The sequence below is a fragment of the Streptococcus sp. 53 genome (assembly GCF_013276565.1).
Classification (GTDB): Bacteria; Bacillota; Bacilli; order Lactobacillales; family Streptococcaceae; genus Streptococcus.
Map to the genome: position 1 here is coordinate 63280 of NZ_VMLG01000013.1, position 22990 is coordinate 86269.

Genomic DNA, 22990 nt, shown 5'->3' on the forward strand with positions numbered 1-22990 from the left:
AAAACCAACACAAGCTGTCAGCTATTTATTATAACCTCATTAATTAGCACTCCAATATTATCTTCAGCCTAAAATCAGTATGTTGGATTGTTTGAAATAAACTTCCTAGTTTGCTATTTGATTTTTTGTTTAGTATTAGCTTTAGTAGGGTCTTTTAAACGAGTTTTGATTGCTTATATTTCTTATTTAGTTGATTTCATATCACTATTATATAATGCTTTTGGAAATGAGTCTAGCATAAGACAAAAACGTGTACACAACAAGAGCAGGAGCATACCAAGATGACTGATTTTTTGCTGGATTTTAAGTCTGCAAAATAATACTAAATAAAACTAAAATGAATACTCCTTGCTTTTCTTGAGAGTGAAAAAATACAATAAAATGATTGTAGTTATTACCACAAGATACTGACTAATAGACATCGTATTTGAAGCCACAAATACAGGTAAAGAATAAAAAGGAAGAAGTTCAATTGCTTTGATAAACAAATCATTACTAGTATTCATCATAATCGTATTTAATATATTAGGGATAAAGAGTAGTAAAGCTACTAAAATACCAAATACCAAGCCACTTTTCAATTTGTATAAATAGAAAATGTAAGATAATAGAAAATAAAATAGGACTAACAAAATTGTATTGACTACAATAGCTACTATAAAATCTAATCCTAAAGCACCTGGAACACCCAATTTACTTACGATGACTAGTAACACAATACCATTCAAAGCATAAATAATGGAAACTGAGATGGCATATAGAAAATTAGACAAGACGTAAATCATCCGATTTTTCTGTTGATTATAAAATAAACTGATCGTATTGTAGGAAAAATCCCTGCTAATAATTCGGTTAGCATGTATAACAGCCATTAACATACCGAGCATAGCATAAAAGTTTGAAATATGCTTAATACCAAGCGATGTCCCTTGAGTCCTTAGAATAAAGAATGTAACCAATATCGGCGGTATAAACGAGATAATCAAACCGAGATATATTACGCCTGATGAATATAAATCCCTTATATTTTCCTTAAGAAAATTCAATTTATTTAATTTCATGATTATAACCTTCCTTTATTTTGAACGATTTAGATAAATATCTTTAAGCGTCTCTTTTTTAGTTTCAAAATCAACTACTTTAATAGAGTTTTCGTTAAAAAATTTAAAAAGCTCACTACTTTGAATATTCCCAGACATAGTAATTTTCAGTCCCTCTTCCTGAACAATATCCCCAAATTCTTGTTTGGTAAGGAAAATGTCTTTATCTGTAGCTGATGAAAAAGCTATCTCAAACAAGCAATTATGACTATCTTTTCCTACTTTTTGGAATGTCAAAAACCCGTTCTCCAAGAAAAGAACTCTCTCACAAATTTCTTCAATATCTTCTAATTTATGACTCGATATTAAAATTCCCACATTTTCATGTAAAGCTAAATTTTTTAGAACCGATAAAACTATTTGTGACGATTCAATATCTAAACCATTAGTCGGTTCATCTAAAATCAATATATCAGGTTCCGTAACGAGAGTTAGAAGCAAAGCTAATTTTTGTTTTGTACCCAAAGAATAGGTCTTTACTTTTTTATTAATAGACTGACTCAAATCTAACTCTTGAATCAAACTCCCAAATCTTTCTTGATTGTAGTTAACACCATATAAGTTTGCCAGATATTTTAAATTCTCTAAGCCTGTTTTAGATAAAAATAATTTTGGTTCTTCGATTAAATACCCAACATTATCACTACTTATAATATTCCCTGAAGTCGGTTGATTATTCTGAACAAGAATTTTCATCAATGTACTCTTGCCAACTCCGTTTCTTCCTACTAGACCAACAATTTCACCCTTATTAAGTGCAAAATTTATATCTTTGAGAATGATTGAATGACCATAATGCTTACTTACATTTATAACTTCCATTTTTTATTCCTCCATTAATACTCTTAGTTTCCTCTTTGATTCTCATTAATTTTAAAAAGTTGCGCCTCTTTTTAACAACATTATATCATATATCTAACTTAATGCAATATATAAATGTCATTTTGTAAAATTTTATTAACAAAAAACTCTATACCATAAAAAATAGAGAGTGTTAAGTTTAAATATAGGATTTCAAAATATCGACGGAATCGCTTCTTTTCTTAATCTGATAGGAGTTGATTCCCAATTTCTCAGCTGCGATTGTATTGTACTCAATATCGTCTAGAAAGACACAATTTGTAGGATTTAACTGGTATTTATCGATAGTTACTCATATACATCAGTCCACCTCCATACTCATGTGCGAGTCTCTCTTCATATTATACCTTCATACTCTCCTTACAAATCCTTTTGGTAATAAAATCTTTGCCCTGTGTAGGGATAGTCTTGCAAAGCAAAGACTTCCTTGTAGCCATGTTTCTGATAAAAGTCTGGCGCCTGGAACTGGTAAGTATTGACAAAGGCAAAACAACAGTTACGATTCTTAGCTTCACTTTCTGCCTGTTGCAATAGTTTTGAGCCAATTCCTTGCCCTCGCAATTCCTCTTTTACAAATAAATACTCGATTTCTAGCCAATTTCCAAAAGTCTCTGCTATCAAACCTGCCAGGAGATTGCCCTTTTCATCTTCAACATAAAGATTAAGTGGCTCACTTTCAGCTTCTTCTCTTTTTGAACGATTATAAGTACGAATCAAATTCCCAATTTCTTGTGCTTTCTGAGACTCCTTGTTTTCCAATCTAAAGTACATCTAAACCTCCTCAAACACTGTTACAGCTTGATTATAGCCTTATTTCAATAGACTGTCAAACTAGAAAAACCCATCAACCTAAGCTGATGAGTTTCAAATCTATTTTCTAAATTTCCACTGGCTGTAAATCCCAAAACCGATAATCCAGATAGCTGAGCCGATTGCTCCTACAAATGTAGACTCTTGTAAAAAGAGGGTTACAAAGACAAAGGCAAAGAAGAGCATGGTTAAAGGATTTAGGAAACGATAATGGGGCATGAGATAGCCATCCGCCATAAAGTCTGGTGACTTGCGGTATTTAAGGTGAGCCACCATGATCAAGATATAAATGGCAATATAGACACCTGATGATGATGCCGTAATCAAGGCAAAGGCATCCGAAACTCCTGGCAGGACGTTGATAAAGGCTGCTAGGGCAATCAAAATCGCTGAGGCGATGATGGCATTTTGTGGCACATTGTGGCGAGAAAGAGTATCTGCCTTGATAGCCTTTAGGAAGCGATTTGGCGAATCATGAGCAATCTGATACAAATGGCGCCCTGTTGAATAAAGCGTTGAGTTAAGAGCAGATGCTGCTGAGGTCAAAACAACGAAGTTAATCAAGGCTGCTGCCCACTTGACACCGGCCAATTCAAATACTGTTACAAAAGGAGAATCAGCTGAGGCAAGTTCACGCCATGGAATGATAGCCATGATGGCTAAGAGGGCACCACCGTAGAAAAAGGCGATACGCAAAGGAATTTCCTTAACGGCTTTTGGCAAGACCTGACGTGGATTTTTGGTTTCAGAAGTTGTGACCCCGATAAACTCAATCATAAGATATGCAAAGAACACCATCTGGAAGGCCATGACAAAGTTCACTCCACCATTTGGGAAGAGGGAGAAATTGTCAGCAATATTGGCCAAACTTGCTACTCCATGAGGTGTCTTAAAGCCTGTCAAGACCATAAAGACTCCTGTTGCAATCATAGCTAAAATAGCCACAATCTTGACCATCGCAAACCAAAACTCAACTTCCCCAAAGAGCTTCACCGCAATCAGATTGACCAAGGCTAGAATGGTCAAAAATCCAATCTCAATCATCCAACTCGGCCAAGTTGGGAACCAAAATTGCACATAATGTGCGATAGCAGTGATTTCCGCCATACCGATAAAGACAACGGATAGCCAGTAAGACCATACTGAGAAATAGCCCCAGCCCTTACCCAAATGACGCGTGATAAAGTTGATAAAGGTATGTTGCTCAGGGTCTTGGTAGAGCATTTCCCCAACAGCACGCATCATGAGGAACATGAAGGCCCCCGTAATCATATAAATCAGTACAATGGAAGGACCTGTTAGGCTAATAGAGCGACCTGCTCCCAAAAAGAGTCCTGTTCCGATTGTTCCAGCGATGGCCATAACCTGCACATGACGATTGGTCAGACCACGCTCCATCTTGTTTTTCTTCTTCTTTGAACTCATATAGTCTCCAATTTCAATTCAATTTATACTCAATGAAAATCAAAGAGCAAACTAGAAAGCTAGCCGTAGGTTGCTAAAAACACTGTTTTGAGGTTGTAGATGAAACTGACGAAGTCAGTAACCATACATACGGCAAGGCGACGCTGACGTGGTTTGAAGAGATTTTCGAAGAGTAGCAAAATGGAAAAAGGAGTGAGTGAAGCGCACAGCCTCCCCACTCCTTTCTTCTGTTTTAGGCTGTTTTTTCAACCTTCAAAATTTTTACATCATAGCTACCAACAGGCGTTTCAATGGTTGCTGTGTCACCTGTTTTCTTGCCAATCAAGGCTTGTCCAATTGGGCTTTCATTTGAAACCTTACCTGCAAAGGCATCCGCACCAGCTGAACCTACGATAATATAAACTTCTTCTTCGTCCTCACCAATTTCTTGGATGGTGACTGTTTTACCAATCGCTACTTCGTCCTGGGCAACTGCGTCGCTATTGACGATTTCAGCATAGCGGATTTTTGTTTCCAAGCTAGAGATTTGTCCTTCGACAAAGGCTTGTTCATCCTTAGCTGCTTCGTACTCACTGTTTTCTGAAAGGTCACCGTATGAACGGGCAATCTTAATGCGTTCTACCACTTCTGGACGGCGAACCAATTTCAATTCTTCTAATTCTTTTTCAAGTTTTTCCTTTTCCTCAAGGGTCATAGGATATGTTTTTTCTGCCATTTTTCTCAACTTTCTTCTGATGATATTTTCGAAAGAAAATTATGTGAAGTATCACATAATTTTAGTTTGTTTGGTTTAATTTGCTGTTGACATGTTCAGCGACATTGCGGTCGTGGTCTTCTTGATTGTTAGCATAGTAGACCTTTCCTTCTGTGACATCTGCTACAAAGTAGAGGTTATCGCTCTTAGTTTGATTGATGCTTGACTCAATCGCATCCAGACTCGGACTATCGACTGGACCAGGCATGAGACCTACATTTTTATAAACATTATAAGGTGAATCAATGTTGGTATCAATCGCAACATCCTCAGCTAGGCTGATATTTTGCCCCAGTTTTCCTTGGGCATACAAGATTGCAATATTACTTTGAAGTGGCATATCACGATTCAAACGATTGTAGAATACACCTGCAATGAGCTTACGATCTTCTGTCTTGGCACCTTCTTTTTCGACCAAGGAAGCAATGGTCAACAACTCATTGACAGTCAAGTTTTTAGATTTGATCGTACTATAGTAAGGAGATAGGTTCTTATCCATAGCAGCTAACATCTCATCAATCAAGCTCTCAATAGTTGTGCTTTCCTTGATAGAGTATGTAGCTGGGAAAAGGTATCCTTCCAAACGATAACGCGCACCGCTGTCTTTTGTAGGCAAGCTTTCAAGTAGACTCAGATATTTGGCAACTTCTTGACTGATAAACGTCTCATCTTGAACTTTTGCCAAGAAAGCCTCCGCTGTCAAAGGCTCTTTGAAGTCACCTTGCAATTGACCCACAGCTTGAGCAATCTGATCCAAAGTATAACCTTCTGGAATTGTCAAAGTCGCAAGGACAGGTTCTTGTGGTTCATCTGTTCCACCTTTTTGCAACTCTTTGAGTAAGTCTTCTGTACTCATACTCTTTTGCAAATTGTAGTAACCTGCTTTCAAATCGGTATAATTTTTATACTTGGCATAAAAGCTAAAAATCAGACCATGCTTTACCAAACCAGCTTTTTCAAGCGTCGTACCGATTTCTTGAACGTTTGAACCTTCTGGAATTCCAACCGTCACATATTTCTTAGAATTAGCATCGATAGGTAATAAAGAATCTAGCACGTACTGGTAACCAAAGTAACCACCTGCTGAGAGCAAGGCAAGGAATACAAGGAATGAAATCACAAAGGCTTTCACATGTGACTTCTTCTCTTTCTTAGGCTTAACGGGTTTTGCTCCTTCTCTACGGCTACGACGTGGTGTATCGCTGATGATATCCACTGTTTCTGTAGCAGGCGTAGGTGTTTCTGGACCTGCTTGTTCTGCTTTTTTCTCTGCCGTCTTATAGGAAACAGCTACCCTTGTTGGGGTTTCATTGTATTCTCTTTCAAATTTCTTAGGTCTAACAGGACCTGGACCTGGTCTTGATCCACTTTCTTCTGCGGGAGAAGAAGGAACATCTTGACTTGGATGACTTGGAACACCAGGAGTTTCTCTTTGAATATCATCTGCTGGAGAAGCTGGTACATCTTGGCTTGGGTGAGTAGGCGCAGCGGGAGCTTTTCTCATAATCTCCTCTACCGTTGACAAGGAATCAGCCATGAGTTCTTCAGCTGAAGGTTCATTTGCAGGAGTGCGAACTACTGCCTTATCTTCTTTCAGAACTTCATCATAGCCTTTTACTTTTTCTAAATCTCTCAGAATCTGCTCTTTAAAGCTTAATTTCTCTTCTTCTCTTGACTTTTCACTCAAAAGTTTTTCCTCCTTGTTGACAATCCATAATATTATATCTTAAAAGTCCAAGAAAAGCAACCTATGATACTTTTCCTAGCTTATTTTTTATACTCAATGAAAATCAAAGAGCAAACTAGGAAGCTAGCCGCAAGCTGTACTTGAGTACGGTAAGGCGACGCTGACGTGGTTTGAATTTGATTTTCGAAGAGTATTAGCTTCCCAGACCATATCATACCAAGTTTCCCCTGCAAAGGTTGACTGGGACAAGCCTTCATTGACAAATCCGTGTTTTTCATAGTAGGCGATGAGATAGTCATGACAGGTTAGGTTAATACCTTCTCTCTTATCCTCAAGAGCAACTTCTTTCAAGGCTGTTAGCAATTTCTGACCCAGTCCGAGTCCCTGTGCCTCCTTGGCAATAGACAGACAGGTCACAGAGATATAGCCCCCCGGCCCATGGCTATGGTCTTCTATCTCTTCTGTAAAAGACTGGTCTTGCAGATGACGATGGGGGCCAACTGGCCCTTCGATATAACCAATAATCTTACCCTCTTTTTCTGCAACCAGAAAAGAGGCCTGAATTTCTCGCAAATGTGCCTCAAAGACAGATCGAGGAATAGCTTCTTCAATCGAGAAATTCTCTAGTTCAATCTCAACGATACGATCTAAATCTTCTAATCTTGCTTGTCTGATTTTCATTGTGCCTCCAGATAAAAGGGATTAAACCAAATCATACTAAAACCCTGGCTAGTTGTATAAAGGGAAGTTTCTTCATCAATAAAACCGTTCATTTCAAAATAGGAAAGCAGCTCAGAAGGACTCTCCAAACGAATCCCTTTGTAATCCAGCTCAACTGCCACCTCTTTCAAGGCTGCAAGAAGAAGTGTTCCCAAGCCCTGTCTCTGATGGTCAGCCTCGATGACTAAAGAATGCACTTTTAGACATTGCGGATTGTCTGACTGGGGACTTGATAAAATATAGCCTAAATGTTGATTTTCATCCCTAGCTAGAAGAAAGGTATCCGCACACTTACGGATACTTTCTTCTAAAATATGGGAAGTCAGCTGCTTTTCAGCTGGAAAAGATGAAGTTTGAAGTACCACTACCTCAGCCAAATCAGACTGACTCGCCTGAATGATCTTAATTGGAATTTCCATGAGAATAACCTATTGAACATTGCTTGTCAAGTTTGACAAGAGACGCTCAAATGAGTATTCATAGGTTTGGATGTCTCCTGCTCCCATAAAGACATAGACAGCATTGTCATGGTCAAGGAGTGGAGAAACATTTTCAACAGTAATGACTTGGTGTTTCTTGTTGATTTTATTGGCTAGGTCTTCTACCTTGACATCTCCATGGTCTACCTCACGAGCAGATCCATAAATTTGCGCTAGGTAAACAGCATCTGCTTGGTTTAAAGCATGAGCAAAGTCGTCCAACAAGGCAATGGTTCTTGTAAAAGTATGCGGTTGGAAGACTGCTACAATTTCCTTACTTGGGTATTTCTGACGAGCCGCATCCAAGGTCGCAATGATTTCTGTTGGATGGTGGGCAAAGTCATCGATAATCACTGTGTCATTGACAATTTTCTCAGTGAAACGACGCTTAACACCGGCAAATGTTTTCAAGTGCTCACGCACCAAGTTCAAATCAAATCCTGCTGTGTAAAGAAGACCAATAACGGCTGTCGCATTCATGATATTGTGACGACCAAAGGTTGGGATGTGGAATTGACCCAATTCTTGTCCACGGAAATGAACGGTGAAGGTTGAACCAGTTGTTGAACGAAGAAGTTCACTAGCTACAAAGTCATTACCTTCTGCTTCAAAACCATAATAATAAATTGGTGCATCAGACGTAATTTTACGCAATTCTGCATCTTCACCATAGACAAAAAGACCCTTGGTGATTTGTTTAGCATAGTCGTTAAAGGCATTGAAAACATCCTCGAGACTTGTGAAATAGTCTGGATGGTCAAAGTCAATGTTGGTGATAATAGAGTATTCTGGATGGTAAGGCATGAAGTGGCGCTCATATTCGTCAGATTCAAAGACAAAATATTTGGCATTGGCCGAACCACGACCTGTCCCATCCCCAATCAAGAAGCTAGTGTCTGTGATGTGAGACAAGACATGAGACAACATACCTGTCGTTGAAGTTTTTCCATGCGCTCCTGCTACTCCCATGCTAACAAAGTCACGCATAAAGCTACCTAGAAATTCATGATAACGTTTGTAGCTGATACCATTTTGGTCCGCATAGGCAATTTCGACGTTGTTATCTGGACGAAAGGCATTTCCAGCGATAATTTCCATATCACCGCCTAGATTCTTTTCATCAAAAGGAAGAATAGTAATTCCTGCCTGCTCAAGACCGCGTTGGGTAAAGTAGTATTTTTCAACATCTGATCCCTGTACCTTATGCCCCATTTGGTGCAACATCAAGGCCAAGGCACTCATCCCTGATCCCTTAATTCCGATAAAATGATATGTCTTTGGCATGTTTTCTCCCCTATTCTGTAATTCTGGTCAGATTCAACTCTTGGGCAACCCGACGTTCTTGTTCTGTTTGTTTACTTTTTTTATTGTAGATTTGGCTCTTCTTTAGAAAATCATAGTTGTTTTTCTTTGGAGCAGGTGCTGACACTTCTTCATTCTTGGTAGGGATAAAATGAACTTCTTCTGCCAAGATATAATGAGACTGGGTCAATTTTTGGCTATACTTCACCAATTCACCAGGATTTTCCTTTTGGAAAGGCGCTGTCGGTTGATTGCCCTGTCTAACAAGGCCTGATTTAGAATGACGTCTCGCACGGCTGAAATCCTGAGTTAGATAGTTAGCAGAGCGTTTCTTTTTCAAGTCTGCACGCGCTTCTTCACGCGCCACCTCCGCATAGCTCTTTCCTTCTTTTTTAACCCCTAAAGGAGCTTTTTTAGGTTTCTCGACTTGCTTTTCAATCGGTTTTACTGGCGCCTCTTCAGTAATAGGAGCCCATTCTAAATAATTTTTATCTCGATACTCACCCTTGATATTACTGATTAGATCAGACTCATCATAGAGATTCATGACTGGCATTTCAGTCAACATGACCTCGTCATCTGACACCAATGGAAATCGTTCTTGTTTCATTTTCTATTTCCTTTCAACACTTCATTATAGCGTATTGTCTTGATTTTTCAAGTGCTGGCTTCAGAAATTCCCAAAATTTCTCTAATTTCTGCTAGGGTAAGACTACCACGTGACTCTGTTCCATCCAATACTTGTGACACCAGATGTTTCTTCTGTTCTTGTAGTTCCTGAATTTTTTCTTCGATAGTTCCTTTAGTTACCAAGCGATAGACCTCAACCGTTTCTTCCTGTCCCATCCGATGGGCACGACCAATGGCTTGCGCCTCCACCGCAGGATTCCACCAAAGGTCAACCAAAATAACCGTATCAGCACCTGTCAGGTTCAGACCAACCCCACCCGCCTTGAGGGAAATCAGAAAGGCATCTCTTTCCCCTTGGTTAAAGGCTTTGGTCATATCTTGTCTTTCCTTAGCTGGTGTTGAACCCGTGATTTTAAAGGAAGTCAAGCCCAAGTCTGGCAGTTCTTGTTCAATTTTCTCCAACATTCCCTTAAACTGCGAGAAAATCAAGACACGGTGTCCGCCGTCTGCCACCTGTACTAGTAAATCTCGAAGACTATCCAGTTTGCTACTGGCTCCCTGATAATCTTCCATAAAGAGGGCAGGAGTGTCACAAATTTGACGCAAGCGCATCAGACCAGACAAGATTTCCACACGACTTCGCTGAAATTCCTGATCTGACACTTGAGTCAATCTATCTCTCATCTGTTGCAACTGGGCTAGGTAGATAGCCTTTTGCTGGTCTTCCAGTTCATTCTTATAAACCACTTCAATCAAGTCTGGTAATTCAGTCAGAACTTCTTCTTTCTTTCGCCTCATCACGAAAGGCTTGATAAACTGAGCCACGCGCTCGGCTGGCAATTTCATAAATTCTTTCTTGCTTGGCAAAAGTCCTGGCATGACGATTTGGAAAATAGACCACAGTTCACCTAGATGGTTTTCAATAGGAGTTCCTGACAAAGCAAAAACTGACGGCACCACAAATTGTCTCAAGGTCTGAGCAATCTTGGTTTGGGCGTTCTTCATAACCTGAGCTTCATCTAAGAAAAGGAAGTCAAAGGCCATCCCCTGATAAAGCTCACTGTCCTGACGGAAGGTGGCATAGCTCGTCACATAGATTTGATGGCTCTCAGCAAGAATCTCTTCACGACTAGCTTTCAAACCATGAACAACAGCCATATCCAACTGTGGGGCAAATTTCTGAAATTCATCTGCCCAGTTGTAAATCAAACCTGACGGTGCTAAAATCAAGACTCGACTTTCTTTTGTCACTTGACTGGTCAAAAAAGCAATAGTCTGCAGGGTTTTACCAAGTCCCATATCATCAGCCAAAATTCCACCAAAACCATAGTGATGGAGCATTTGTAGCCAGCTGATTCCCTTTTCCTGATAATCTCGCAAATCAGCCTGAACCTGAGTTGCTTGTCTAGGGAAGTCCTCTGGATGCGTCAAATCGTGAGCCAAATTCTGGAATTCTTGTGAAAAAGAAACACGGTCACGTCCTTCAAAGAGATGAGCTAAACTATAAGCCAAAGATTTTCGAGCCTGCAAGGCCCCATCTTTTAACTCAAATTGCCCCAGTTCCTGTAGATTTTGTCGAATTTTCTTGGTTTCTTCATCAAAAAAGTAGACTTGATTAGACGCACCAATGTAAAAATCTTGATTGGCAACCAAGGCCTGCATGGCTTGATCAATTTCCTCTTGGGCAATATCTTGAAAATCAAACTGGATTTCCAAGAGACCTCCCTTGGAAGCAATCTGTACTTGAGGGCTTGCTAGGTTATAGAGTTCTTCTAACTTGTCTGATAAATCAACATTCCCGAGTTTTTCAAAGACTGGAATGATTTCGTGAAAGAAATGATAGACAGACTCTGCTTTTAGGGCCTGACGCCAAGATTGAAAATCTGCTTCAAAACCAGCTGCCAAACAGACTTGGAAAATTCTTTCTTCTAAGTCCGCATCACTCGAAAATGGTAATTCTTCTAGCTCTTGTCGGCTTGATACCTGCCTATCCCCATAATCAAACTGAATTTCTAAACGAATCCGATTATCTTCTTCCCTGTCAAAGTAAAAAGAGGGCGCAAAAGTTTTGATTTGTAACCGTTCTGGAGCTGAAACGGTCCCCATTTGGTTAAAAAGAGTTAAACAAGAAGCCAATTTATCTCGGTCACTGCTATCAAATTGCAGGTGTTTTTTCCCATGTTGATCCACAGGCAACGCTTTAATTTCCTTGAGAAGACGCATCTGTTGGTCTGTTAGAAAATAAACCTGTCCTTTATGGAAAAGTACAGCTCCCTGATAAAAGACATTGACCCTAGGACTCTCACTGATTTCCATTTCAAAATAATCCGAGTATTCTGTTACTGTAAAGGCAAAGAGATTGGCATCAGCATGCATATCCTGAAAAAGCAGGGTCTGGTAGCTATCCACTTGATGGTCAAATTGAAAATGGGGCAAGGTCATCAGTAAATTCACACCCTGCTCAAAAAAAGTCAGAGGAAAAAAGAGATGCCGACCTTGGTTTTGGAAAAAGAGGTCTGGAGCCAGTCCTTCCTCCGTTAGTCCCCGCAAGAAAGTCAGAAGTTCTTGGCTAGCCTCATCAAAGGCTTCCCAAGAAAGAGACTCCTCATAAATCTTGCCAATCATATAAGACTTTCTCTGCTCGACAATCCTTAAAAAGAGTGGAATATCCCGAATGACGTAGTATTTTAGGCTATTGATTTGCCCTATTCTAAGGGTCCACAAGATATGATTGGTTCCTGCTTCCACCTGACCCACAGCCGATAATTCATAGGCACGTTCTGATTTTGGAGACAAGATTCGGTCCATAAATTTGCCACCCAAGGTCACCTTGGTTTCAACGGCCTCTTTTTCTTCATGACCTTCTTCCAGACTCTGCAAGATTTCCTGACCATGCTCATCATTTTTTAAAAAATGCTCCAGCGCTGCCAAATGCACACAGTAGCCCCTCTTTTGGAAAAAATCGCAGGCACAAAAAACCAAATCATCCTCTAAACTATAGCGCAGTTCTTCTTCTGCAACGCGAGCGTAGAGCCGATTATTCTTTTCCTTGATGATGTCAACCTTACCAGTTTCATAAAGGGCAACGCCTTCGATACGGACTTTCCCCGGAATCAATTTAGCCATATTTTTACCTTTACCTTATCTTTTTATTATACCATATTTTCCCCTATGAAAATAGCCTTCTAGGAAGACTTTTCTCCTAGAAGGCTGGATTTTTAACGTTTGGCAAAAGTAGCCACAATCCGCTGACAAACTTCTTGCAGCAGAGACTTAGGCATGGCTACATTGAGGCGGGCATGGAGACTTCCTTCCTCTCCAAAATCCAAACCACGATTGAGGATAACCTTGGCTTCATTTCTCAAAAGCTCTTGTAATTTTTCATCAGTCAGGTCATAGGCTGAAAAATCAAGCCAAATCAAGTAGGTTCCTTGTGGTTTCATGACCTTGATTTTAGTCTCTTTTCCAAATAGATCCACCACATAATTGATATGGTCTTCAAAGACTTGCTTGAGTTCCTCTAGCCAATCCTTCCCATAGCGATAAGCAGCTTCTGTCGCCAAATAACCCAAGCCTGAAATTTCATGCTGGTTATTGGCCAGCTGGCGTTTCTGATAAGCCACTCTCAACTTAGGATTTTCAATGACTGCATAGGAATTTTTTGTCCCCGCAATGTTAAAGGTTTTAGTGGCGCTGCTCAAGACAATAGCAAATTCTTTAAAGTCAGGGTTGATGGTATTGAAGGAATGATGCTTGTGACCAAAGAGGGCCAAATCTTGGTGAATCTCATCAGAAACCAACAAAACACCGTGTTTTTGGCAGAGTTGGCCAATCTTCTCCAAGACTTCTTTTTCCCACACACGTCCACCAGGATTGTGAGGGTTGCAGAGGATATAGAGTTTGACATTCTCTTCTACCAGATCCTTTTCAAGTTTGTCAAAGTCAATCTCAAACAGACCATCCTTTTCCACCAAAGAATTAGTAATCAATCTGCGGTTATTTAACTTGACACTGCGAGCAAAAGGTGGATAGACCGGTGTGTTAATCAAAACGGCTTCGCCTTCTTTTGTAAAGGCTTGAATAGCTGTGGAGATAGCAGGTACCACACCCTCGATAAAGACAAGGGCCTCTTTGTCAAAGTGGTAGCCGTGTTGTGTGGCTTCCCACTTTTGAACTTCCTTAATTAACTCTTCACTGGCATAGGTATAACCATAAACCAGTTGGTCTGCGTAAGTCTGCACAGCTTGGCGGATTTCAGGCAAGACCACAAAGTCCATGTCTGCTATCCAAGCTGGTAGGACTTCACTATCCGTTTCTGCTTCTTTCCATTTATAGGTATGGTGCCCTAAACGATTGGGCAGGCTTGTAAAATCATATTTTCCCATCTTTGTCTTATCCTTCCAAGGCTTGGCGCAAATCTGCAATCAAATCTCTAGCATCTTCGATCCCAATTGACAAACGCAAGAGGTCATCTGTCAAACCATAAGAATGGCGCACTTCTGCTGGAATATCAGCATGAGTTTGTGTCGTTGGATAAGTGATAAGACTTTCCACCCCACCTAAACTTTCCGCAAAAGAGAAGACCTTAAGACTGTTCAAAATATGAGGAATGCGTGTTTCATCCGCTACTTTAAAGGAAATCATCCCTCCACGACCAGTATAGAGAACTTCTTTAACTGCTGGAGAATCCTTCAAAAAGGCAACCACTTCTTGGGCATTGGCAGTTGAGCGCTCCATACGAAGAGACAAGGTCTTGAGACCACGAATCAATTGATAGCTATCAAATGGCGACAAGACTGCCCCTGTCGTATTGAGATTGTAAAAGAGTTTCTCGTATAGTTCTAAACTATTGGTCACAACCACTCCAGCCAAGACATCATTGTGGCCTGCTAGATACTTGGTTGCTGAATGGAGAACGATATCAGCTCCATCTTCAATCGGACGTTGGTAAATAGGGCTGTAGAAGGTATTGTCCACCACCACTTTGGCACCCTTAGCATGAGCCAGTTTTGCTAGTTTTTCGATATCAAATTCCAACATCAAAGGATTGGTTGGCGTTTCGATATAGAGGACATCCACGTCTTTTTCTAACTCGGCAATCAGCTCTTCTTCTGTATTGGCATAAGTAAAATGGAAACGGCCTTCCTGCTCCACTTGGTTGAACCAGCGGAAAGAACCACCGTAAAGGTCACGGACAGCCAAGACCTTACTTCCTACTGGGAAGACACTAAAGGCCAGTACAATCGCTGACATCCCTGAGCTAGTAGCTAGGGCATAGTCTGCGGACTCAATAGCCGCCAAGACTTCTTCTGCCTTACTGCGAGTTGGGTTTTTTGTACGCGTATAGTCAAATCCAGTAGATTTACCAAACTCTGGATGCTGATAGGTCGTTGAAAAATGAAGCGGTGTCACCAAAGCTCCTGTCGCTTCGTCTGACTTGATACCCGCCTGGGCCAAAATTGTGTTGATGTGTAATTCCTTGCTCATACAATACCTCCAAATCTATAGTAACTATTGTACCACTTATTTTCATCAACTCATTTTCTTCTTTTCAAGAGCTAGTTATAGTTTCAAACTATATACTTATCGAGTAAAGCTAAAAAGAATCCAGAAAAGCTTCCAGATTCTTTTGTGAAAATGATTGCTAGAATTTACTGTGAACGAAAGAAAGCCTGTTGGGCTAAATAGTCATAATGCTCTTTGTTAAATTGATACTGGCCCACATGCTGACTAACCTGACCGACATCCACGGAAAAAATATAGGCTTCATTTTGATAGTTCCAGTTCAGCCTAACTGTATTCAAGACTGGCTTATAAGTAAAATCTTGAACCTGATTCCAAGGCATCTCAAGGACTTGATTAGAACGATTTTCAGTTATATCACTGATGTCCATCAAGTAGATTCCCTTAGGTGTGAATGCCAGAATCTTAGGCTTCACACTCGACTGAACATAGTAACTACCTCCTATAATGAAAAAATCAATAAAGGATTTCAACCATGTCTTTTTCTTGAAAGCCATCAGAAAATTCTTTTGCCCTTCAATGTGACAAGTTGAGAGAAATGATTCAATCTGTTTTTCTGTTGCAAACTCCATAATATCACCCATGATGATACCTCCATAAAAATCACTAAATAGTCAGTTAAGAATTCTTCTTCAGTAAATAACATCCCTCCTATAAAATCATCCTAGCATGTGCATACTTCCGTTAACACTGGAAGAGGATTTAAAAAATAGCTTCTCACACTTTTATTATATTCATTATATCATAACTCCAATAAACAAATAAAAAAATAAAAAAATATAAGATTTTTTCTTCCATCTTCGCTATCATTCTATTAAAAAACGACAGCTTCTTTCGAAACCATCGTTTTTCTTGAAAAATTCTTATTTGACATGTTTTGCCAATTCTTCTTGGGCTTTTTTATTGGATTCTTCTTTTTCTTTCAACCATTTTTCTTTGGCTTTTTCATATTCGTCTTTTGTGACTGTTTTATCTTGTACTTTGAGATATTTATATGATTCGATACCTTTATTACCAGCTAATGAATATGGTGATGAGAAAGGAACTGTTTTTCTCAATGTTGGTGTTCCACCCTTAGAAACATTTGGAATTGCTAAAGCGCTATCTACTAACCAAGCTTGGATTTCAGCATACTTTTCATAGCGTTTTGCAAGATCTTGTTCCTTATTAGCTTCTTCCAACATTTGAGTATAGACATCCAGCCCAACAGCCTTGGCCTTGTCATTGGCTTCACCCGGCTCTATACCTAGATTTTGCATCAAACCACCAGAATGAACATTAAATACATCAAGATAGGTTGAAGGGTCTTGGTAGTCTGCACTCCAACCACCGTTGTATAGATCGTAATCCTTCTGAGCTGCAGTCTGAGCCAAATAGCTTGTATTATCAAAGTCTTCAGTAGAAAGTTGTTGAATATCAATTACAACGTTCTCTGCACCTAAGGCTGCTTCAATAGATTGCTTCATAGAATTTGCCTCTTGGACACCCTTTTTATCAGCTTGGTCAACTGTCATGTCCAAGTGGATAGGGAATTGGACTCCTTTGGCTTGGAGTTCTTTCTTAGCTTCAGCAAATTTGGCTTTAGCTTTTTCAGCATTGTAATATGGATCCTGGGCATCTGCAAAGTTGATTCCTTGCCATTCTTTACCATAATTCACCATCTTAGAGGCTACTACTTCACCAAAGTCTTTTCCGTTGATACTTACGAAGTTTGGAGGAACAACCAAGTTACGCAAGATCTTAGTTGCACCATCTTCTCCTTGAGATTGGGCCCCGTAAGCTGTACGGTCATAGGCAAAGTTAATGGCTTGACGGAAGTTTTTACTCAGAACCGCTTCTTGAGTCGATTTCTTTTCAGCATCACTTGTCTTGGAAGTGAATTTATAAGATTTTCTATCCAAGTTGAAGTTTAAGAAGTAAGAAGTAGCATCTTGCAGACTATAGATGATATTGTCTTTATTCTTCTCTTTGATTCCTTCAAAGCTTGAACTATTTGGATAGAGACGAGCGTAGCTATAGGCTCCCTCTACATAGTTACGAGCCAGTGCATCTTGGTCACTACCATCATAATAGGCCAATTTGACATCATCTACAAAGACATTTTTAGCATCCCAGTAATTAGGATTTTTCTTGAATTCGATAACTGATTTTGAAACAAAGGATTTCATCAAGAAAGGTCCATTGTACAAAATGCTAGATGGGTCTACCTTCCCAAAATCATCTCCTTTTGATTTCAAGAAATCAGCGTTGACTGGGAAGAGAATGGTTGAGGTTGTTTTTGAGTTCCAGTAAGGTTCTGGTCGTGCCAAGGTATATTGAACGGTTTGGTCATCAAGAGCCTTGACTCCGACAGTTGAAAAGTCGCTTGTTTTACCGTTAATGTAGTCATCCAAACCTGCTACGGATTCTTGCACTAAGTACAAGGCTTCTGATTTTTTATCAGCTGCATATTTCAAACCAGTTACAAAATCTTGGGCAGTTACAGGAGCATATTCTTCCCCATCTGCAGTGTACCATTTAGCATCTTTACGCAGTTTGTAGGTATAGGTCAAACCGTCTTGAGAAACACTCCAATCCTCTGCCAAGGATGGGATATAGTTCCCATACTGGTCATTTTCCATGAGCCCATCTACCAAATTAACCACGATATCACTGGTTGTTGCACGGTTTTCTGCTAGATAGTTCAAACTTGATGGGTCACTTACGTAAACATAGTTATATGTTTTTGACGCTGTGCTAGAATTTCCACACGCACTTAACAAAATACCTGCACTTAGCACGACACCTGCAAGTGTTGCATACTTGGCCTTAGACTTTTTCATCTCCAGAACCTCCTGATTTAAATATTTGTTTTATTATACAACGTTTAGTTTGTTTAGTCAATGATTTTTTCCAAAAAAATCGAAAAAGACCTCATCTTCTACTTTCAAAAGATAATTTTAGCTATTTTGACGCTAAAAAAGGAATAAGTTTCAAGTTCTCCTAAAAGATTGTTCAACTTATTCCTTTTATTTATAAATGCTACCTTACGAAAGCTTAAATTTTGCTCGCAGGCGATCTGCTTGGGCTTTTCCTATTACCTTATCTAATAAATAGGTACGCAGACTCATAACCATATAAAGTCCACCCCCCATGGCACCGACAAGAGCTACATAAAAGAAGCTCCACAAACGTCCACTTGGTTGAAAGAAAAATCCTAACAGCCACTGGATGGTTCCTATTAACAGAAACATGACTAGGGTCAGCAAACTGATTAAAATGGTTCGCTTCACAATCACCTTGCGCTTGACACCCGTTACCTTACAAATGTCCCGATACATCAAGACATTAGGAATAATGAGAGCAATGGTTGTTGAAATCAAAGGTCCGTAACTGTGGAAGAGAGCGATGGTTGGTAATTGCAAGACTAGCTTGGCAATAGAACCATAGATAAAATAGAGAACAGCCTTGCGGTTGCGGAACATGGCCTGAAGCATTGGAGACAAGACCATGTACAAGCCTAAAATAATAGACTGCAAAACTGCAAAGACAAATAAGCCCAGAGCCAAACTATCTGGCTTACCATAGAAGACTGTATAAAGAGGTTCTCCTACCATGACCACTCCAACCGTTGCTGGTAGCAGAAACATAAAGAGTAGGGTGAGACTGTCCTGAACAAGACGAGAAGCTGCCTTCAAGTCCCCCTTGACATAGTTTTCTGTCAAAAGTGGCAAGCCTACACTCCCAATCGAAACCCCAACAGAAATCAAAATCATCGTGATTTTATTAGGATTGGCTGAGAAATAAGAAAACATGACAACCAAGTCCTCATTGCTGTAGTTGGTAAACCAGCTCATACTATTGATAAAGGTCAGCTGGTCCAAAATCTGGAAGAGCTGGATGGCAGATCCTGTCAGGATAAAAGGAATGGCTTCCTTAATGGTATCGATCAAAAGATGCTTGCTGTTAATCTTATCCCCTGTTTCAAGGACTCTTTTGAGTAAGCCTTCTTGAGCAAGGAAATAAATCAAAACTGCAAAACTAGCTACCATACCGACAAAGGCAGCAAAGGTGGATTGGGTAACGGCTGCTAGGTAATCTCCTGAACCAAGCTTCATAATGATAAAGGTTGCTAAGAGCATCCAGATAACACGAATGACCTGCTCAGCAATTTGGCTCATGGCATAAGGTTTGAGGTTATTCATCCCTTGGAAGAAGCCTCGGATAACACTCATAGATGGGAAAATCAAGACTCCCCAAGCCAAGCTCTGCATGATCGGTATCAAGTCTTTGCCCACGCCAGACAAGTCTGCTAGCCAAGGAGCAAAGGCATATAAAACTAAAGCAAAAACGAGGCCAAGTCCTGTCATAAATCCTAAAAAGCTCCGAATCAGGGCAAAGCTATGCTCTTCTTCTCGCATGGTATTGTACTTGGCAACTTGCTTGGCCACCGCAACTGGAATCCCTGCTGTTGAAACCAGCAAGAACCAGGCATAGATATTGTAGCCCATGGTAAAGAGTCCATTTGCTGTAGCCGCATAAGACCCCATCCAGATATACCAAGGAATAATGTAAATAGCCCCAAGTAGGCGACTGATAAAGTTACTAGCCGTTAGCCAAGCAGTCCCCCGTAACATCTGAGCCTGCTGGTGATTGTTTTCGTGCGACATAGATTCCTCATTCAATTTTGATAACTAGGAAAAACTCCTTATCTTCCATTATAAACTTTTCCTTGTTACTTGTAAATTTGCGACTTTCGGTTTACAATAGAAAGTATGATAAAAATTGAAACCGTATTAGATATATTAAAGAAAGATGGTCTCTTCCGCGAGATTATCGACCAAGGACACTACCACTACAACTACAGCAAAGTTGTTTTTGATAGCATCAGCTACGACAGTCGCAAGGCTAAAGAAAAGAGCCTCTTTTTCGTCAAGGGTGCTGCCTTTAAGAAGGAATTTCTGATTTCAGCCATCTCTCAAGGCCTCGGTTGGTATGTGGCTGAAGAAGACTATGAAGTTGGTATTCCTGCCATTATCGTCAGCGACATTAAGAAAGCCATGAGTTTGGTAGCTATGGAATTTTATGGCAATCCACAGGAAAAACTCAAACTCCTTGCCTTTACTGGTACTAAGGGTAAAACAACAGCAGCCTATTTCGCTTATAACATCTTATCTCAAGGGCATCGACCTGCTATGCTCTCGACTATGAATACAACTTTAGATGGCAAGACTTTCTTTAAGTCTGCATTGACAACTCCTGAGAGTATTGACCTCTTTGACATGATGAATCAGGCTGTGCAAAATGACCGTACCCACCTCATCATGGAAGTCTCCAGTCAAGCCTATCTTGTCAAACGTGTCTATGGTCTAACCTTTGATGTGGGAGTTTTCCTCAATATCAGCCCCGACCATATCGGTCCTATTGAACACCCTAGCTTTGAAGACTACTTCTACCACAAGCGTCTCTTGATGGAAAATAGCCGATCAGTCATCATTAACAGTGACATGGACCACTTTTCTGTCTTGAAAGAACAAGTGGCAGATCAAGACCATGATTTCTATGGTAACCAATCTGATAACCAAATCGAGAATTCCAAAGCCTTTAGCTTCTCAGCTAGAGGTAAACTCGCTGGAGATTATGATATTCAACTCATTGGCCACTTCAACCAAGAAAATGCCGTTGCTGCTGGACTTGCTTGTCTCCGTCTCGGAGCTAGTCTTGAGGACATCAAAAAAGGAATCGCTGCAACCCGTGTTCCTGGTCGTATGGAAGTCCTCACTCAGAAAAATGGTGCCAAGGTTTTCATCGACTATGCCCACAATGGTGACAGTCTCAAAAAACTCATCAATGTTGTAGAAACTCATCAAACAGGAAATATTGCTCTGGTATTAGGTTCGACAGGAAACAAGGGAGAAAGTCGTCGCAAAGACTTTGGCCTTCTCCTCAATCAACACCCTGAGATTCAAGTCTTTCTGACTGCTGATGACCCCAACTATGAAGACCCTATGGCCATTGCGGATGAAATTAGTAGCTACATCAATCATCCTGTTGAAAAAATTGCGGATCGCCAAGAAGCCATCAAGGCAGCTATGACTATCACAAATCACGAATTAGATGCTGTCATTATCGCTGGTAAGGGAGCCGATTGCTACCAAATCGTCCAAGGAAAGAAAGAAGCCTATCCTGGAGATGCAGCTGTCGCAGAAAATTATTTATAAGATAGTAAAAAATCAAGGGAAATGAAACCCTTGATTTTTTCTATTTTTATTTAAAAGCGTTTTTCAAACCTTCAACGGCACCTTCTACAGCACCTTTAGCGTCTTCTACAACGTCTTTTGCCTTAGCAACTGTTTTTTCAACAGCTCCTTCAAGTTCTGTCTTGCTGTCTCCAGTAACTTTACCAAAACCTTCTTTGACAGCACCTTTTGCTTGATCTACTGCATTTTCCAATGACATAGCCAATCCTCCTTCATTTATTCCGATGGATGTCATCGGTTACATTAGTATAAACTTATCGGTAGATAAAGTCAAACAATATGCTCAGAAAAAACAATCACACTAAATAGAAAGTTAATCTTTCCTTATCAAAATCGATAGCCAACTCATACTTTCCATCTTCATTTTGGACTATATAACCCAGGACAACTAAACTGTCCACAAAGATGTCTCGGCGTTTCTGCATAAGCTGGTCTTTTTTGAGAAATTTCAACAAAAAAGTCGTCATATATTTGAGAGCATACTCAGGATTGACATCTCCCAAAATGTCATAGAGTTCCTGCTGTTTTTCTGTCAAAGGATACTGATGTTTGACCTTGTAGAAATAATTAGACAAGGTCATTTTAGTGCGCGCAAAGTCCGTCTTTTCAACTAAAATAGCTGCATTGGTATGATTACGCAATTCTGTCTCAAAACTTTGCTCTAACAAGGCTTGATAGGACGGACTATCTTCGCTGACAAAAATCTCTTGATCCAGTTCAAGACTATCGAGTGATTCAAGAATGGGAAGATTAAGGTAATAACGCTTATTTTCTCGTAGAATCAAGCCAGCCTTTATATACTCTTCCATGCGTTTATCAACTGCTAGATCTGGAAATTGAGCCTTGATTTCCCGTAAAATCACATCCTCATGCTGGTCCAGATAGCGGATTAATTCTCCAAAAAAAGACTGTCTCGTCAAACGAGATGGATTAAAAATCTGAATCATGAAGATTCCTTTCTTTACATTCTAACAGAGGCGATGCTGCCAACTGACTGGGATTGGTCCCCGGCTGGTTCAAAGGAACAGGCAGACCTAGTTCTCTGTAATACTCTCTCCAAAAATCACTAATCTTCTGCTCTCCATCTCCAAATTTCATAGGAATAGTTTCAAAAATCGGTAGGATTTCTGCCATGTACTGGGAACAGTAAAAACCAGCGCCATCTGGATAGAAAGAAGCATTGTAGGGAGCCCCAAGATGTTTGCAAGCTTTTTTCTTCACAGACTGGACATCCATTTCTGGGTAAACATAGATGTCGTACAAGTGATTGGACTTAAAGAAATCTGCTCGTTCTTGACAGACAACACCACTCTGTCCACTAGTATGGTAAATCATCCCATCCAAATAAATGGCAACATGGTTATAGTTGCCTGTGGAAGTCAGGATGGCTTGCCCCATATCCGACTCATCTCTCACAAAAATCAAATCGCCATTTGCTAACATGCTTCACTCCTAGAAAA

19 protein-coding genes and 1 pseudogene are annotated in these 22990 nt (G+C 40.0%); 1 reads left to right on the forward strand and 19 read right to left on the reverse strand.

Annotation, left to right across the window (positions count from 1 at the left end):
- Positions 1-332 precede the first annotated feature (332 nt).
- The 16 genes and pseudogenes from HT722_RS04815 to HT722_RS04890 all read right to left on the reverse strand — a co-directional run bounded on the left by HT722_RS04815 (position 333) and on the right by HT722_RS04890 (position 19940).
- Entirely contained in the window at positions 333-1061 is a 729-nt protein-coding gene (locus tag HT722_RS04815; RefSeq protein WP_173225429.1) for a hypothetical protein, read from the reverse strand.
- A gap of 15 nt (positions 1062-1076) precedes the next feature.
- Positions 1077-1968: pseudogene (locus tag HT722_RS04820) on the reverse strand (ABC transporter ATP-binding protein).
- 353 nt (positions 1969-2321) lie between these two features.
- Positions 2322-2732 (reverse strand): GNAT family N-acetyltransferase, encoded by a 411-nt coding sequence (locus HT722_RS04825; protein WP_023938450.1) that lies wholly within the window; start codon positions 2730-2732, stop codon positions 2322-2324.
- Between the two features lie 99 nt (positions 2733-2831).
- Positions 2832-4196 (reverse strand): amino acid permease, encoded by a 1365-nt coding sequence (locus HT722_RS04830; protein ID WP_173225435.1) that lies wholly within the window; start codon positions 4194-4196, stop codon positions 2832-2834.
- Positions 4197-4428: 232 nt separating this feature from the next.
- Positions 4429-4911, reverse strand: coding sequence for a transcription elongation factor GreA (greA, locus tag HT722_RS04835; protein ID WP_000818760.1), 483 nt, complete (start codon positions 4909-4911; stop codon positions 4429-4431).
- Positions 4912-4972: 61 nt separating this feature from the next.
- Entirely contained in the window at positions 4973-6637 is a 1665-nt protein-coding gene (gene mltG / locus HT722_RS04840) for an endolytic transglycosylase MltG (protein ID WP_173277837.1), read from the reverse strand.
- A 123-nt stretch (positions 6638-6760) separates the two neighbouring features.
- Positions 6761-7318: an N-acetyltransferase gene (locus HT722_RS04845; RefSeq protein ID WP_112444257.1), complete on the reverse strand. Its 558-nt coding sequence runs from the start codon at positions 7316-7318 to the stop codon at positions 6761-6763.
- A complete protein-coding gene (locus tag HT722_RS04850; RefSeq protein WP_112444258.1) occupies positions 7315-7776 on the reverse strand; it encodes a GNAT family N-acetyltransferase in 462 nt (153 codons plus the stop codon). The genes HT722_RS04845 and HT722_RS04850 overlap by 4 nt, the downstream gene beginning before the upstream one ends.
- Before the next feature lie 9 nt (positions 7777-7785).
- On the reverse strand, positions 7786-9120 hold the full coding sequence (murC, locus tag HT722_RS04855) for a UDP-N-acetylmuramate--L-alanine ligase (RefSeq protein WP_112444260.1): 1335 nt from the start codon (positions 9118-9120) through the stop codon (positions 7786-7788).
- Between the two features lie 10 nt (positions 9121-9130).
- Complete coding sequence (locus HT722_RS04860; protein WP_173218100.1) at positions 9131-9748, reverse strand: cystathionine gamma-synthase; 618 nt, start codon at positions 9746-9748, stop codon at positions 9131-9133.
- Positions 9749-9795: 47 nt separating this feature from the next.
- On the reverse strand, positions 9796-12894 hold the full coding sequence (locus HT722_RS04865) for a DEAD/DEAH box helicase (protein ID WP_173277839.1): 3099 nt from the start codon (positions 12892-12894) through the stop codon (positions 9796-9798).
- 92 nt (positions 12895-12986) lie between these two features.
- Positions 12987-14153 (reverse strand): MalY/PatB family protein, encoded by a 1167-nt coding sequence (locus HT722_RS04870; RefSeq protein WP_173277841.1) that lies wholly within the window; start codon positions 14151-14153, stop codon positions 12987-12989.
- Positions 14154-14160: 7 nt separating this feature from the next.
- The gene (locus tag HT722_RS04875; protein ID WP_020902227.1) at positions 14161-15255 is read right to left on the reverse strand and encodes a cystathionine gamma-synthase; all 1095 of its coding nucleotides are present in this window, start codon (positions 15253-15255) and stop codon (positions 14161-14163) included.
- Positions 15256-15419: 164 nt separating this feature from the next.
- Entirely contained in the window at positions 15420-15875 is a 456-nt protein-coding gene (locus HT722_RS04880) for a hypothetical protein (RefSeq protein ID WP_173277843.1), read from the reverse strand.
- A gap of 279 nt (positions 15876-16154) precedes the next feature.
- The gene (locus HT722_RS04885) at positions 16155-18113 is read right to left on the reverse strand and encodes a peptide ABC transporter substrate-binding protein (protein WP_153192137.1); all 1959 of its coding nucleotides are present in this window, start codon (positions 18111-18113) and stop codon (positions 16155-16157) included.
- A 204-nt stretch (positions 18114-18317) separates the two neighbouring features.
- Entirely contained in the window at positions 18318-19940 is a 1623-nt protein-coding gene (locus HT722_RS04890; RefSeq protein WP_173277845.1) for a polysaccharide biosynthesis protein, read from the reverse strand.
- Between the two features lie 105 nt (positions 19941-20045).
- Here HT722_RS04890 and HT722_RS04895 point away from each other — a divergent pair, with 105 nt between their 5' ends.
- Positions 20046-21491: a UDP-N-acetylmuramoyl-L-alanyl-D-glutamate--L-lysine ligase gene (locus HT722_RS04895; RefSeq protein ID WP_173277847.1), complete on the forward strand. Its 1446-nt coding sequence runs from the start codon at positions 20046-20048 to the stop codon at positions 21489-21491.
- 46 nt (positions 21492-21537) lie between these two features.
- Here the strand turns inward: HT722_RS04895 and HT722_RS04900 are convergent, their stop codons facing one another.
- From HT722_RS04900 to HT722_RS04910, 3 genes are all read right to left on the reverse strand, one after another.
- Positions 21538-21729 carry a CsbD family protein gene (locus tag HT722_RS04900; RefSeq protein ID WP_061439562.1) on the reverse strand — a complete coding sequence of 64 codons (192 nt, stop codon included), beginning with the start codon at positions 21727-21729 and terminating at the stop codon, positions 21538-21540.
- A 97-nt stretch (positions 21730-21826) separates the two neighbouring features.
- Complete coding sequence (locus HT722_RS04905; protein ID WP_173277849.1) at positions 21827-22477, reverse strand: DUF1803 domain-containing protein; 651 nt, start codon at positions 22475-22477, stop codon at positions 21827-21829.
- Positions 22461-22973, reverse strand: coding sequence for a YiiX/YebB-like N1pC/P60 family cysteine hydrolase (locus HT722_RS04910; protein WP_173277851.1), 513 nt, complete (start codon positions 22971-22973; stop codon positions 22461-22463). Before HT722_RS04910 ends, HT722_RS04905 begins: the two co-directional genes overlap by 17 nt.
- Positions 22974-22990 lie beyond the last annotated feature (17 nt).